The sequence below is a fragment of the Caulobacter rhizosphaerae genome, from assembly GCF_010977555.1.
Taxonomy (GTDB): Bacteria; Pseudomonadota; Alphaproteobacteria; order Caulobacterales; family Caulobacteraceae; genus Caulobacter; species Caulobacter rhizosphaerae.
The window spans coordinates 5,699,547-5,714,032 of the sequence record NZ_CP048815.1; the positions used below are offsets into that span (position 1 = coordinate 5,699,547).

12 protein-coding genes are annotated in these 14,486 nt (G+C 69.9%); 6 read left to right on the forward strand and 6 right to left on the reverse strand.

What is annotated here, in order from left to right; translation table 11 throughout:
• Window positions 1–4: 4 nt before the first annotated feature.
• Window positions 5–742 carry a HesA/MoeB/ThiF family protein gene (locus G3M57_RS26070; RefSeq protein WP_163233589.1) on the forward strand — a complete coding sequence of 246 codons (738 nt, stop codon included), beginning with the start codon at window positions 5–7 and terminating at the stop codon, window positions 740–742.
• Here the strand turns inward: G3M57_RS26070 and G3M57_RS26075 are convergent.
• Both G3M57_RS26075 and G3M57_RS26080 read right to left on the reverse strand, forming a co-directional pair.
• Window positions 739–2,754 (reverse strand): alpha/beta hydrolase family protein, encoded by a 2,016-nt coding sequence (locus tag G3M57_RS26075; RefSeq protein WP_082564694.1) that lies wholly within the window; start codon window positions 2,752–2,754, stop codon window positions 739–741. The genes G3M57_RS26070 and G3M57_RS26075 overlap by 4 nt on opposite strands.
• 63 nt (window positions 2,755–2,817) lie before the next feature.
• A complete protein-coding gene (locus tag G3M57_RS26080; protein ID WP_029589390.1) occupies window positions 2,818–3,804 on the reverse strand; it encodes a 2-hydroxyacid dehydrogenase in 987 nt (328 codons plus the stop codon).
• Between the two features lie 88 nt (window positions 3,805–3,892).
• On the opposite strand from G3M57_RS26080, the gene G3M57_RS26085 reads away from it, so the two are divergent.
• The 5 genes from G3M57_RS26085 (at window position 3,893) to G3M57_RS26105 (ending at window position 9,170) form a co-directional block, all read left to right on the forward strand.
• The gene (locus tag G3M57_RS26085; protein ID WP_163233590.1) at window positions 3,893–4,420 is read left to right on the forward strand and encodes an SH3 domain-containing protein; all 528 of its coding nucleotides are present in this window, start codon (window positions 3,893–3,895) and stop codon (window positions 4,418–4,420) included.
• Window positions 4,421–4,512: 92 nt separating this feature from the next.
• Window positions 4,513–5,028, forward strand: coding sequence for a 3-hydroxyacyl-[acyl-carrier-protein] dehydratase FabA (gene fabA / locus G3M57_RS26090; protein ID WP_056759841.1), 516 nt, complete (start codon window positions 4,513–4,515; stop codon window positions 5,026–5,028).
• 66 nt (window positions 5,029–5,094) lie between these two features.
• Entirely contained in the window at window positions 5,095–6,312 is a 1,218-nt protein-coding gene (fabB, locus tag G3M57_RS26095; RefSeq protein WP_163233591.1) for a beta-ketoacyl-ACP synthase I, read from the forward strand.
• Between the two features lie 27 nt (window positions 6,313–6,339).
• Window positions 6,340–8,292: an O-linked N-acetylglucosamine transferase, SPINDLY family protein gene (locus G3M57_RS26100; RefSeq protein ID WP_163233592.1), complete on the forward strand. Its 1,953-nt coding sequence runs from the start codon at window positions 6,340–6,342 to the stop codon at window positions 8,290–8,292.
• 62 nt (window positions 8,293–8,354) lie between these two features.
• Entirely contained in the window at window positions 8,355–9,170 is an 816-nt protein-coding gene (locus G3M57_RS26105; RefSeq protein ID WP_019848730.1) for an enoyl-ACP reductase FabI, read from the forward strand.
• Between the two features lie 6 nt (window positions 9,171–9,176).
• Here G3M57_RS26105 and G3M57_RS26110 read toward each other — a convergent pair whose 3' ends face one another.
• The 4 genes from G3M57_RS26110 to G3M57_RS26125 all read right to left on the reverse strand — a co-directional run bounded on the left by G3M57_RS26110 (window position 9,177) and on the right by G3M57_RS26125 (window position 14,439).
• A complete protein-coding gene (locus tag G3M57_RS26110; protein WP_056759839.1) occupies window positions 9,177–9,785 on the reverse strand; it encodes a TetR/AcrR family transcriptional regulator in 609 nt (202 codons plus the stop codon).
• 15 nt (window positions 9,786–9,800) lie between these two features.
• Window positions 9,801–11,399, reverse strand: coding sequence for a DHA2 family efflux MFS transporter permease subunit (locus G3M57_RS26115; protein ID WP_163233593.1), 1,599 nt, complete (start codon window positions 11,397–11,399; stop codon window positions 9,801–9,803).
• A 22-nt stretch (window positions 11,400–11,421) separates the two neighbouring features.
• The gene (locus tag G3M57_RS26120) at window positions 11,422–12,528 is read right to left on the reverse strand and encodes an HlyD family secretion protein (protein ID WP_163233594.1); all 1,107 of its coding nucleotides are present in this window, start codon (window positions 12,526–12,528) and stop codon (window positions 11,422–11,424) included.
• Between the two features lie 189 nt (window positions 12,529–12,717).
• The gene (locus tag G3M57_RS26125) at window positions 12,718–14,439 is read right to left on the reverse strand and encodes a S41 family peptidase (RefSeq protein ID WP_163233595.1); all 1,722 of its coding nucleotides are present in this window, start codon (window positions 14,437–14,439) and stop codon (window positions 12,718–12,720) included.
• Window positions 14,440–14,486: the final 47 nt, after the last annotated feature.

Consider the following 14,486-nt stretch of genomic DNA (forward strand, 5'->3'; position numbering starts at 1 on the left):
CGCCATGAGTTTTTCCGACGCCGAGGTCGAACGCTACGCCCGCCACCTGGTGCTGCGCGAGATCGGCGGCCCGGGTCAGCAGAAGCTGAAGGCGGCGCGCGTGCTGGTGGTCGGGGCCGGGGGGTTGGGCGCGCCCGCCGCCCTCTATCTGGCCGCCGCCGGGGTCGGGACCCTCGGCCTGGTCGACGCCGACACGGTGTCGCTGTCCAACCTGCAGCGCCAGGTGCTGTTCGCCACCGCCGACACGGGCCGACCCAAGGTCGAGGCGGCGGCCGAACATCTAACGGCCCTCAATCCGCACCTGACCGTCGAAACCCATCCGGTATGGCTGGGTGAGGCCAATGCTCGGGCGGTGGTGTCCCGGTATGACCTGGTGCTGGACGGCACGGACGACTTCGCCACCCGCTTCGCGGTCAGCGACGCCTGCCTGGCGGAGAGCAAGACCCTGGTCAGCGGCGCCCTGGGCCGCTGGACCGGCCAGGTCGGGGTGTTCCAGGGACGGCCGTGCTACCGCTGCCTGGTGCCCGAGATCCCGCCCGACGCCGAGACCTGCGCGATGGTCGGGGTGGTCGGGGCCCTGGCCGGGGTGATCGGGTCGTTGATGGCCTTGGAGACAGTGAAGGTCATCACCGGCGCCGGCCATACCCTGGCCGGCCGCCTGCTGATCTACGACGCCCTGGCGGCGGAAACCCGCACGGTGCGGATCGGCGCGGACCCGGCGTGCCCGAGCTGCGGCGGCTAGGCGAGAGGCGCGGTGAAAGCGGTCTCGATGTGGGTGATCGCCGCATTGAGGATGGTCTTGGTCGTGAAGACGTCCCAGCCGCGGTGCCCCACCCATTTGATGTCCAGCCGCTTGGCGGGGTTGCCCGCCGCCTTCAGGGCCTTGGCCATGCGGTTGGACTGTTCGATCGGCACGACGTCGTCGTGCACGCCGTGGATCAGCATCACCGGCGCGATGATTTCCTTGGCGCGGAAGGCGGGCGAGCTCTGTTCCAGCAGGGTCTTGTCGGCGACGGGGTCGCCGATCGTCTCCAGCACATAGGTGTAGGCCGGGGAGTCGCCGCCGTCCTCACGCTTGGTGTAGGCCACCATCGCGGGCAGGTCGCTGACTCCCGCGATCGAGACCACGGCGCGATAGACCTTCGGGGTCTTCACCGCACCCATCAACGCCGCGTAGCCGCCATAACTGGCCCCGCAGATGGCGATGCGGCGTGGATCGATTCCGCCTCTGGCGGTGACGGCGGCCAAGGCGTCCTCGATGTCGTTCTGCATTTCCGTGCCCCAGCGCTTGCGCCCGGCGTCGGCGAAGGCCTTGCCGTAGCCGGAGGAGCCCCGGAAATTGACCTGCAGCACGTACCAGCCCTTGGCCGCGAAGGCCTGGACGAACTGGTCGAACCCATAGGCGTCGCGCGCCTCCGGGCCGCCGTGCGGGAAGATCACCAGGGGACGGGGTCCGGCCACCGCGCCGATCGGGGTGGTCAGGTAGGCGGTCAGGTCCAGCCCGTCGCGGCTCTTGAGCTTGAGGATCGAGGTCGGCGCCAGGCGGCCGGAAAGCCAGGGCCGCGTCTCGCCCAGCGGGGTCAGGGCGCCGGAAGGCTTGTCGTACAGCCACAGCGAACCGGCCAGGGTAGGACTGCTGGCGCCGACGACGAAGCGGCTGTGGTCGAGGCTGGCGTCGACGAAGCTCAGATTGACGTCGTTCTTGAAGTAGGATTGCAGGCCCCGATAGTGCGCCTTCAGGGTCTGGTCGAAGAAGATGTAGTCTTCACGATCCTCCACGAAGCTGGCGGCCAGCAGGCCGCCGCGTTCATCCATCACCACGCTGTCGATGTCGCGATCGACCCGTGACGCCATCACCTCGGCCAACTTCAGGGTCTGAAGGTCGAAGCGCTGCAGGACCCGGTCGCCGCCGCGCTCGTGCTGGGTCGTCACCAGCATCACGCCGGCCTCCGCCGTGGCGCCCACTACGTTGAAGTCGGAGATCTGCTCCAGCTCGTTGCGGCGCAGCTTGCGGTACAGGGTCCAAGCGGTTTGACCCGGCGGCCGGGTGTAGATCCAGACGACGGTGCCCCGCCGGTTGCTGTCGAGGCGGATGACCGGCTGGCCGTTCTGGGTGCGCCAACCATAGGTCTGCTGCGCGCCGCGCTCGAAGAAGGTCGCCTCGCCGGTATAGATGTTCACCTTGAACAGCAGCAGGCAGCCCTTGTCGTAGTCCCAGGCCTGCATCAGCACGTTCTTGGGGTCATCGACCAGCAGATCGACGATGGAGCCCAGATCGGCCGCTCGGGACACGGGCCCGCCCTCGCTGCCGAACAGGATGGCGGTCTCCGCGCCATCCAGGCTGATGGACAGGACCCGGATCTGGGGCGAAGGGAAGAGCAGGTCGCCATAACGTTGGCCGGTCGGCGTGCCGTCGGGATTCTTGTGAATGAAGATCCAGATCAGCAGACGTTCGTCATTGGCCCATTCCAGCTGCTGAACGTCGTAGTCGCCGATCAGCACGACCGTCGGCGGATCGCGGGGCCGGTCGGCGGACTGCAGCAGCACGTAGGCCTTCATCAGCTCGCCCTTGCGCTCCATCCGCAACGAGGCGAGTTGGCGACCGTCCGGCGAAAGGGCCGCGCCCAGCAGGGTGGGCGGCGTCAGAATCTCGTCGAGGGTGGGTGATGTGACGGCCTGGGCGGATGCGCCGCCCGCCATGGCCGCCAAGGGCGACGCCGTCGCGCCCGCCAGGACATGGCGTCTGGAAATCATGATCAGTCCCCCAACTCAACTTCAGCGAAAGAAGAGTCTCAGGACCGAAAGGTCAAGCTCCAGTCACAGCATCGACGGGATCACCCGGTCCGGCGGCCGGTGGCCGTCCATGAAGGTCTTCACGTTGACGATGACCTTCTCGCCCATGTCGATGCGGCCCTCGACGGTGGCCGAGCCCATGTGGGGCAGGAGCACGACGTTGGGCAGCTTCAGGAGCTTGGGGTTGATGGCCGGCTCGTGCTCGTAGACGTCCAGGCCGGCGCCGGCGATCTCGCCGCGGGCCAGCATGTTGGCCAGCGCGCCTTCGTCGATCACCTCGCCGCGGGCGGTGTTGACGATGATGCTCTGCGGCCGCAGCAGCTTGAGCCGGCGGGCCGACAGCAGGTGGTAGGTGGCCGGGGTGTGCGGGCAGTTGACCGAGATGATGTCCATGCGGGCCAGCATCTGGTCCAGGCTTTCCCAGTAGGTGGCCCCGACCTCTTCGGCGATGCGCGGGCTGACGGGCTTGCGGTTGTGGTAGTGCACCTGCATGCCGAAGGCCTTGGCGCGGCGGGCCACGGCCTGGCCGATCCGGCCCATGCCGATGATCCCCAGGCGCTTGCCCCACAGGCGGCGGCCCAGCATCCAGGTCGGCGACCAGCCGTGGAAGCCGCCGGCCTTGACCACCTCGGCGCCTTCGACCACCCGGCGCGAGGCGGCCATGATCAGGGTCATGGTCAGGTCGGCGGTGTCCTCGGTCAGCACGCCGGGCGTGTTGGTGACGATGATGCCCCGGGCGTTGGCGGTGGCGACGTCGATATTGTCCACCCCGGCCCCGAAATTGGCGATCAGCTTGAGCCGGTCGCCGGATCGCGACAGAAGTCGTCCGTCAATGCGGTCGGTGATGGTCGGCACCAGCACGTCGGCCTGGTTCATGGCCTCGACCAGTTCATCGGCCGTCAAGGGTTTGTCGGTGACGTTCAACTGGGTGTCGAACAGCTCGCACATCCGCGTCTCCACCGGATCGGGGAGTTTGCGGGTGACGATCACTTTGAGCTTGCGAGCTGACATGAGCGGTTCGAAAAGCCTTCCGCAATTGGGTGTTTCCCAGGCGGGTGTTCGAAATCTGTAGCAAAGGGGCCCCATGGGGCCAAGCAACATGCCGAGGAATCGCAAACATCGTTCGCTCGGCGCCCTGGCCCTGGTCGCGCTCGGCTCGGTGAGCCTGGGCGGCGGGGCCTGGGCCCAGGCCCCGAAAGTCACGCCGTCCGGCATGGAGGTGCCGCGCTACGTGTCGCTGAAGTACGGCGAGGTGAACGCCCGGGTCGGGCCCGACGAGGCGCACCGCCTGCTGTGGATCTACAAGGTCAAGGGCCTGCCGGTGCAGGTGGTGGCCGAAACCCGCGAGTGGCGCAGGATCTGCGATCCCGAGGGCAACCTGGCCTGGGTGCACAAGCGCACCACCGACGGCCGCCGCACCGCCATGCGGGTGCAGGCCAGCCCCCTGCCGCTCCGCGCCCAGCCCAAGGCCAGCGCCCGGGTCGAGGCCTATCTGGCGGGCCGTTCGACCGCCAATCTCGACCGTTGCGAAAAGGGCTGGTGCAAGCTGAAGGCGGGCGGCGAGTCAGGCTGGGCTCCGGAGGCCGAGATCTGGGGCGCCGCGCCCCAGGTCCAGTGCAAGGAATAGGCGCATTTTCGCGCCGCCGGAGCGCCGGGCGTTCACAGGCGTTACTGAAAGTAACATTGAGGCGCGGCCCGCCGCCGTGCTAGGGCGAGGCCATGCAACAAAGTTCCTACACCTTCGACGAACTCCTGGCCTGTGGTCGCGGCGAGCTGTTCGGCCCCGGCAACGCCCAGCTGCCGGCGCCGCCGATGCTGATGTTCGACCGCATCGTCCGCATCGAGTCCGAGGGCGGCAAGTACGGCAAGGGCTATGTCGAGGCCGAGTTCGACATCAATCCGGACCTTTGGTTCTTCGCCTGCCACTTCATCGGCGACCCGGTCATGCCGGGGTGCCTGGGCCTGGACGCCATGTGGCAGCTGGTCGGCTTCTTCCTGGGCTGGTCAGGCGGTCCCGGCCGCGGCCGCGCCCTGGGCGTGGGCGAGGTGAAGTTCACCGGCCAGGTCACGCCGGACGTCAAGAAGGTCACTTACAAGATCGATCTCAAGCGCGTGATCATGCGCAAGCTGGTCATGGGCATCGCCGACGGCGTGGTGGAGGCCGACGGAAAGCCCATCTACGAGGCCAAGGACCTGAAGGTCGGTCTGTTCACCGCGGACCAAATGGCGTCTTGATCCACCTGTAGGGCGGCCGTCCAGAGCCGCCCCTTCTGGACCACGGGGAAGAAAAGAGGATTGTTCATGCGTCGCGTCGTCGTCACCGGACTGGGGATCGTCTCGTCCATCGGCAACAACGCCAATGAGGTGCTCGCCTCACTGCGTGAAGCCAAGTCGGGGGTGGTCTCCGCGCCGGACTATGCGGAGCTGGGCTTCCGCTGCCAGGTCCACGCCACGGTCAAGCTCGACAGCTGGGAAGCCCTGGTCGATCGCCGCGCCGCGCGCTTCCTGGCGCCCGGCACGGCCTATGCGCATATCGCCATGGAACAGGCGATCGCCGACGCCGGCCTGCAAGAGGCCGAGATCTCCAACGAGCGCACCGGCCTGATCGTCGGCTCGGGCGGCCCGTCCACCCGGGTGATCGTCGAGGCCGCCGCCACCACCAAGGAAAAAGGCCCCAAGCGCATCGGCCCGTTCGCCGTGCCCAAGGCCATGAGCTCGGGCCCGTCGGCGGTGCTGTCGACCTGGTTCAAGATCCGCGGGATCAACTATTCGATCAGCTCGGCCTGCGCGACCAGCGCCCACTGCATCGGCGCGGGCGCCGAGCAGATCCAGATGGGCAAGCAGGACATCGTCTTCGCCGGCGGCTGCGAGGAGCTGGACTGGACCCTGTCCAACCTGTTCGACGCCATGGGCGCGATGAGCAGCAACTTCAACGACCGGCCTGCCGTGGCCAGCCGCGCCTATGACAAGGACCGCGACGGCTTCGTGATCGCCGGCGGGGCCGGCATCGTGGTGCTGGAAGAGTACGAGCACGCCAAGGCGCGCGGGGCCAAGATCTATGGCGAAGTCGTGGGCTACGCGGCCAATTCCGACGGCTACGACATGGTCGCCCCGTCGGGCGAGGGCGCGGCGCGCTGCATGAAGATCGCCATGGCCGAGGCCGGCGGCCGGACCATCGACTACCTGAACCCGCACGGCACCTCCACGCCGGTGGGCGACAGCAAGGAGATGGGCGCGGTCCGCGACGTGTTCGGCGACAAGGCCCCGCTGATCTCCTCGACCAAGTCGCTGACCGGCCACAGCCTGGGCGCGGCCGGGGCGCAGGAGGCGATCTATTCGATCCTGATGCTCGACAACGGCTTCGCCGCCCAGAGCGCCAATATCGAAAACCTCGATCCGGAGTTCGCCGACCTGCCGATCCTGCTGGAGCGCTCGGACAAGCCGCTGACCACGGTGATGTCTAACAGCTTCGGGTTCGGCGGCACCAACGGCACGCTGATCTTCAGCAAGGCCGACTGATCCGGCGGCGGGTTTCCGGCCCCCCCGATGACCGCCCGCCAGGCCTACGACCTCTATCGCGACGGCCGCATGGCCGAGGCCGCCGCTCTGTGCGAGCGGGTGGCGGCCGACGATCCGGGCTCCGTCGAAGCCTGGCACCTGCTGGGCGCGGCGCGCCTGGCCCTGGGCGACGCGGCCTCGGCCCTGGCCGCCCTGGACCGGGCCCTGGGGCTGGATCCGGTCCGCGCCGGGGTGCTGTCGGCCCGGGCCGCCGCCCTGGTCGCGCTGGGCCGCGACGATGAGGTCCTGGCGGCCAGCGAGGCGGCCCTGGCTCGCGATCCGGACAATGCGACAGTGCTGAACGCCCGGGGGGTGGCCCTGCGCCGCCTGGGCCGTCCCGCCGAGGCGCTGGCGACCTATGACAAGGCCCTGGCCGCTTCGCCCGGCTTCGTCGACGCCCTGTGCAATCGTGGCGTGGCGCTGTCGGACCTGGGACGGTTCGAGCAAGCCCTGGCCGCCCACGACCAGGCCTGCGCCGCCGTTCCGGACCACCCGCAGGCCCTGGCCAACCGCGCGGGCCTGCTGATGCTGCTGGGCCGCCCCGTCGAGGCGGCGCGGGACCTGGAGCGGGTCGTCGCCCGCGATCCCCGCCGCCCCCGCGCGCTGGGCGACCTGCTGCACGCCCGCCGCCAGGTCTGCGACTGGCGCGACGACGCGACCCTGCTGGCGGCCATACGAGACGAGCTCGAGGCCGGCCGCCCCGCCATGGCCCCGTTCGCGTCCCTGTCCGCCTTCGACGACCCCGCATTGCATCGCCTCGCCGCCGGCCTGGCTGCGCCGCCTCCCGCGCCCGCGCCGGTCTGGCCGCCGCGTCCCCCGGGTGAGCGAATCCGCGTCGCCTATCTGTCGGCCGACCTGCACGACCACGCCACGGCCCGGCTGATGGCCGGCCTGCTGGAGACCCACGACCGCAAGCGGTTCGAGATCCTGGCCCTGTCCTATGGCCCCGACCTGGGCGGCGCCCTGCGTGAGCGGATCGACGCGGCGTTCGAGCGGCGGATCGACGTGCGCCGCCTGTCGGACGCCGCCGTCGCGGCCCTGGCCCGTGACCTGGGCGTGGACATCGTGGTGGACCTGAAGGGCCATACCCAGGACGGCCGGCCCGGGATCCTGGCCCATCGGGCCGCGCCGGTGCAGGTCAGCTGGCTGGGCTATCCGGGAACCCTCGCCGCGCCCTATGCCGACTATGTGATCGCCGACCCCGTGGTGTCGCCGCCGGGCGCCGAGGCGGACTGGAGCGAGGCGGTGGTCCGCCTGCCGCTCTATCAGCCCAACGACGGCCTGACGTCCTTTGCGGCGAGGCCGACGCGCGCGGACGCCGGCCTGCCGGACGGGGTCTTCGTCTTCGCCTGCCTGAACAATCCGGCCAAGATCACGCCCGAGGTCTTCGCCGCCTGGACGGCGGTGCTGCGGGCCGCGCCGGGATCGGTCCTGTGGCTCTACGAGGGCTCTCCGGGGGCGGCGGCCAACCTGCGGTCCCATGCGCGGGCGGCCGGAATCGATCCCGACCGCCTGGTGTTCGCCGCACCCGCGTCGCACGCCGAGCACCTGGCCCGCCAGACCCAGGCCGACCTGATGCTCGACACCTGGCCCTACGGCGCCCACACCACGGCCAGCGACGCCCTGCGCATGGGGGTTCCGATCCTCACCGCGCCGGGGCGAAGCTTCGCCAGCCGGGTGGCCGCCAGCCTGCTGACCGCCCTGGACCTGCCCGAACTCGTCGCCGACGACGTCGAGTCCTATGTCGCCGCCGCGGTGCGGCTGGCCGGGGACCCGTCAGCGCTGGAAGCGTTGAAGGCCAGGTTGGGCAGGGCGGTGCGGAGCGGACCGGTGTTCGATCCCGCCGTCTTCGCCCGGCGGCTGGAGGCGGCTTTCGAGACCCTCCACGCCCGCGCCCAGGCGGGCTTGCCGCCCGCCGGCTTCGACATCGATGCCGTCTGAAGGGTTCCGCAGGAGGACTCCTCCTGCTAGCTAGCGCTCAAGGATTCCAGGAGAGCCAAGCCATGGCCGACGATTACGCATTCCCCAAGGGCGAGCTGATGCGGGGCAAGAAGGGCCTCGTCATGGGCGTGGCCAACCACAACTCCATCGCCTGGGGCATCGCTTCGCAGCTCGCCGCCCAGGGCGCCGAGATGGCGTTCACCTATCAGGGCGAGGACCTGGAGCGGCGCGTGCGGCCGCTGGCCGAGAGCATCGGCGTCACCACCATGATCCCGGCCGACGTCACCGACGACGCCTCGATGGACGCGGCCTTCGCCGCCATCGAGGCCAAGTTCGGCACGCTGGACTTCGTGATCCACTCGGTGGCCTTCGCCAACAAGAACGAGCTGAAGGGGTCGTTCGTCGAGAACACCACTCGCGAAGGCTTCCTGACGGCCCTGAACATCTCGGCCTTCAGCTTCGTCGATGTCGCCAAGCGCGCGTCGCGGATCATGCCGAACGGCGGCTCGATGGTCACCATGACCTATCTGGGCTCCGAGCGGACCATCCCGAACTACAACACCATGGGCGTGGCTAAGGCCGCCCTGGAAGCGGCGACCCGCTACATCGCCCGCGACCTGGGTCCCAAGGGCATCCGCGTCAACGCCATCTCGGCGGGCGCCATGCGCACCCTGTCGCTGGCCGGCATTTCGGGCGGCCGGGGCATGATCGCCCAGGGTCGGGCCTTCAGCGCCATGAAGGAGGACACCTCGATGGAGGGCGTCGCCGGCGCCGCCCTGTGGCTGGCCTCGGACCTGGGCCGCTCGACCACCGGCGAGGTGGTCCACGTCGACGCGGGCTTCCACATGATGGGCATGCCCGACGAGGCGGAGGCCTAGCAACCTCTACGGCGCGTAGGCCCGCATGAAGCGCTGGGCGGCTTCTCGGGCGACGCCGTCGAACTCCGCCGCCGTCTTGTCGGACGGCAGGCGCAGCAGGGACCGCAGCTGGCTGTGGCCCATGACCATGCCCGAGAAGAACTCGGCCGCCTGATCGAAGTCCTCGACCTTCAGGCGGCCGAGCTGGGTTTCCACCTCCAGGAAGGCGGCCAGCTGGCGGCGCGCCTGGCGCGGCCCGGCCTCGAACACCTCCTGGGCCACGTCGGGCATTTCGCCGGCGCCCTGGATGATCACCCGCAGGATCGAATAGCTCTTGGTGGTGGTCACCGTCTCCAGCATCGAGCGGGCATAGGCCTCCAGCGCCTCGCCAGGATTGTCGATCGCGCCGGATTCCCGCAGCGGGGCGGTGATCGCCGCCACGCGCCGGGCCATCAGGGCCCGGACCAGCTCGGCCTTGGAGCCGTAGTGGTTGTAGACGGTCTGCTTGGAGACGCCCGCCTGCCGGGCGATGGCCTCCATCGGCGCGCCCAGGCCGCGTTGGCCGATCACCTCGACGGCGGCGTCGAGGATGGCTTCGGTCTTGGCGACGTCGATCTGTCCTGCAACTCTAGGCATGGGCGACTCTAGGCATCAGTGCGCGTCCGAAGGCGGGGGAGGGGCGTTCTTGGCCGGCTTGGCCAGCAGCGAGACGACGGCGGCGGCGAAGCAGCCATAGGCCAGCAGGGTGAAGCTGTCGCCGAAGGCCAGCACCGTGGCCTGCTGGCTGAGCATGCCGCCGATGGCCTTGCGCGCCGCGCCGTCTGGATCGGAGACCCCCAGCTGCTGCATGCGCGCGGCCAGGCCCGCCATCATGCCGGCGATCCGGGCGTCGCCCTGACCCAGCTCGTCGGACAGGCCCATGTAGTACAGCGCCGTCTGGTTGGTGATCGTCGTGGCCAGCAGGGCCAGGCCGATCGCGCCGCCGGTGTTGCGCGCCAGGTTCACAAGGCCCGAGGCGTTCTTGACCATGTGCGGGGGCAGGGTGCTCATCGTCACCTGCTGGGTGGCGATCATGGCGATCATCACCCCCACGCCGCGGCAGGCCTGGACTCCGGCGAACTCCCAGAAACCCCAGTCCTTGGTCACGCCATGGGCCATGTACATGCCGAAGCCCGCCAGCGTGAAGCCGATGCACATCGGGATGCGCGGATCCATCTGGCGCACCAGCCGGCCGGCGATCGGCCCGGTGGCGAACATCGACAGGCCCGAGACCACCATGGTGGTGCCGACCTCGGAGGCCGAATAGTGCCGCACCCGGCCCAGGAACTGCGGCAGCAGGAAGGTGCCGCCGAACAGGCTGGCCCCCGACACGGCGGTCATGGCCACGCCGACGCTGAAGTTGCGGTTGGCGAAGGCCCGCAGCTCGACGATCGGGTTGCGATAGCTGAGCGAGCGCCAGATGAAGACCGCGCCGGTGACGCAGGCCAGCACGGTCAGGCCCAGGATGCCGCTGTCCTCGAACCAGCCGTCCTTGGAGCCCTCCTCCAGCACGAACTGCATGCTCATCAGGAAGGTGGCCATCACCGCCAGGCCGAACCAGTCGAAGCCCTTGGCGAGGCTGGGGTCGCCCTTGTCGAACTGGCCCCAGCGGGCCACGCCGAACAGCACGACCAGGCCGGTCGGCACGTTGATGAAGAACAGCCAGCGCCAGCTGAGCCATTCGGTCAGGTGCCCGCCCAGGGTCGGGCCCACCGTCGGGGCCAGGGTGACGATCAGGCCCATGATCACGCTGGCCGTGATCCGCCGCTCGGGCGGGAAGGCGGTGAAGGCCACGGCGAACACCGTCGGGATCATCGCCCCGCCGATGAAGCCCTGCAGGGCCCGGGTCAGGATCATCATGTCGATCGACGAGGACAGGCCCGTCAGCACGCTCATGACCATGAAGCCGGCACACGAGATCAGGTAGACGCGCTGTGTCCCCCACAGCCGCGACAGATATCCCGACAGCGGGATCATCACGACCTCGGGGATCAGGTAGGCGGTCTGGATCCAGCTGACCTGGTCGGCGCTGGCCCCCACCCCGGCCTGGATCTGCGGCAGCGAGGCCGCCACGATCTGGATGTCGAGGATGGCCATGAACTGGCCGATGACCATGGCCCCGAAGCCGAGGAGCAGTTTGGTCCAGTCGATCTCGGCCGCCGATTTCGCGGCGGGCGGCGCGGACTGGGCGGGGAGGGCGGCGTCGGTCATGGCGGCGATCCTGGACCGCGCCCTAGCGCGCCTGGCCCTGCTGGGCGTACTGGGCCGCGCCGGGCAGGCCGGCCTCGGCGAAGGTCGGGCCCGAGCGGTCGCGGACGTCGACCTTGACGTCGACCGACAGGCCGGGGCGCAGGGCCGAGCCCAGCGGCGACTTGTCGACCACGATCTTCACCGGCAGGCGCTGGGTGATCTTGGTGAAGTTGCCGACGGCGTTCTCGACCGGGATCAGGGCGAACTCCTGGCCGGTGGCCGGGGCGAAGCTGTCCAGCTTGCCGTGGATCACGCTCTTGCCGAAGGCGTCGGCCTTGATCTCCACCGGCTGGCCCACGCGCAGGCGGGCCACCTGGGTCTCCTTGAAGTTGGCGACGACATAGCCCTGGCCGACCGGGACGACCGACATCAGGGCCACGCCCGGCTGGACCAGCTGGCCGGGACGCACCGAGCGGGCGCCGACGACGCCGGCCACCGGGGCGCGGATCACGGTGCGGTCAAGGTCGATGCGGGCCTGCTCGACGGCGGCGCGGGCCGCGGCCGCCTGGGCCACGGTCTGGGCGCGGGCCGAGCCCAGGGACTGGGCGGCGCGGCGCTCGGCCTCCAGGGCCGCCTGGGCGCTCTGGACGGCGGCGGCCGACTGGGCGGCGCTGGCCTGGGTGGTCTGGACCTTCTGGGTCGAGACCCAGCCCTGCTTGGCCAGGGCGTCGTAGCGGATCAAATCGGCCTTGGCCCGGCCCTGGTCGGCCTGGGCGCTGGCCACGCCGGCGGCCCGCTGGGCGATCATCGCCTGCTCGAGGGCGGCCTTGTCGTCGACGCTCTGGATGGCCGCCTCAAGGGCCTGGGCGTTGGCGATGGCCTGGTCCAGCTTGGCCTGCAGCGGCGCGGGGTCGATACGGGCGACGATCTGGCCGGCCTCGACACGCTGGTTGTCGGCCACCAGCACCTGCGCGACATAGCCGGAGACCTGCGGGCTGACCTGCACGGTGTCGGCCTGGACGAAGGCGTTGTCGGTGGTTTCGTAGCGTTGCTTGTCGACGAACCACAGCCCGCCGCCGACGACCAGCGCCACGACGGCCGCGCCGCCGACGATCAGGGGAACGAGCTTCTTCTTGGAGGCGGCGGCCATGGACTTAAGGATCCCGAAATCAACCCGATGGACCGGGGCGATATATCGGACCTTCGTCCCGGGCAAGGGATAAATGGACGCACTCGTCCAAAAATCAACCGCGTCCGGACGGAAAGCTCCAGGTCGCGTCAACAGGTCGCGCGGGCATCCTGGCCAAGGCCGCGCGCCCAGCCAGGTCGCCGCGAGCGATTAGGCGTCTCCGGCCGCCAGGGCGGCGCCGCGCTCAAGCACCTCGTCGTGGCCGGCCCGAAAGCCCGCCAGCGTCTGCGCGACAGGAACGGTCGGAATGATCCCGACGCCGTGGTGGCGCGAGCCGTCCTGCTTGCGAACCCGCATGCCGGTGAACACCACCAGGAAGCCGCCCGGCAGCCAAAGCGGGTTGATGTTGCCGTTGGTTCCCGCCGTCGGCCCGCCGACGATCGGACCCAGCTTCTCGCCCTCGAACGTGCCCGCCCAGCTTTCGGCGTAGCTGATCGAGCCGCCGGAGGTCAGCAGCACCAGCCGCCCGGGAAAGCGCGGCTCATGCGGCGCCATCACCCAGCTGCCTTCGCCGTCGAAGACCACGTTCCGGCCGTCCGGTTCGGTGACGATCGGCTTCTCGAACCGCGGCGAATGCAAGGTCCGGTCGCTGAGATGGTAGAGCAGCATCCTCGCCGGCCCGGACGGATAGCCCCGGTCGTCGAGCACAATCCCTCGCGCGGCCGCCAGTTGAGTCATCCGCGTCTGGAGATCGTCGTCGGTGACCCGGGCCAGGTCCACATAGACCACGCCCGGCCTCGGCTCCGAGAAGTTCGCCACGGCCGACTTCGACGCCAGGGCATATACGGTCTTCCACGGCGCCGCCGCGAGGCTCGCCGTGAACGGTCGTCCGTCCGGCGTCTCGCCCTGGAGAACGGCGGGCGTCCCGTCGGGGCGCTCCTGCAGGCGCTGCAGCGACTTGAACCGCAGCCACTGCGGCGTGGCCGCGCAGATTTCCGGGTCCAGCATCGCGAGCCGCTGGCGCACATCGACGCCGTCGATCCGCGTGACCACCGCGCCCACCGTCAGGTCCTTGGCGTCGTCGGGCAGGGCGGTGATCACCAGCTGGTCCTCGATCCACGACCAGCCAATGGGCAGCCCCTTTTCGGCCGAGCGGTAATAGACGTTGCCGTGGCCGTCGCGGAGCGTGGCGACCATCCGGGCCAGCGTCAGGCGGAAAGCCTGTCCGTCCGGATCCCTGGCGGCGCTTCGCAAGCCCTCGGACAGCGCCGCATCCCAGTCGCCCGCGGTGTCGAGGTACGGATAGAAGTGGTGCAGGACGCCCCAGGCCAGGATCACGGCCGCCAGATGCACCCGGCGCTCGTCCGCCGGATAGGCCCGGGCTGCGGTCGCGGCGGCCGCCAGGGTCGGGGCCTCGAACGCGGCGGGCATGGCGTTGGCCGTCGTCGGCATCAGGGCGCTGACTCCGCCGCCAAGGCTCAGCGGCAGCACCCTGGGCCGGCCGTCCGCGACCGCTACCCGGGCGGCGTGGTAGGTGGAAGGCGAGGTCAGGGCCGCGCCCCAATGCTTCCACATGACCATCGTTCCGGCCGCCGGCGGCGCGTCCGGCCTGGCGGCGGGCGGCGTCGAGGCCGCATACAGCTTCAAGGTCGGGGCGAGCGGCCGGAAGACGGCTTCGAACCGTGCGACCAGTTCGGCCGGCGAGCGCGCCGCCTCGACGGTTTCGACATGCGAGACAGCCAGCGCGCTCCAGTCGGTCGCGGCGGCCTCGTCGGTCGGGTGGAAGAAGCGGACATAGGCGAGCAGGCGCGCGAAGGCGGTCAGGTTGGCCTCGCCGCGCGCCGACAGCGCACGGGGCGCTTCGGTCGCGGCGGCGGCCTGCGACGCGACCAGCGCGCTCGGCAGGGCGGTCAGTATCTCCCGGCGGTTCATGGGTGTGTCCCTAGCTCCGCCCCCCAAGCGCTACTGGAAAGCGGCGC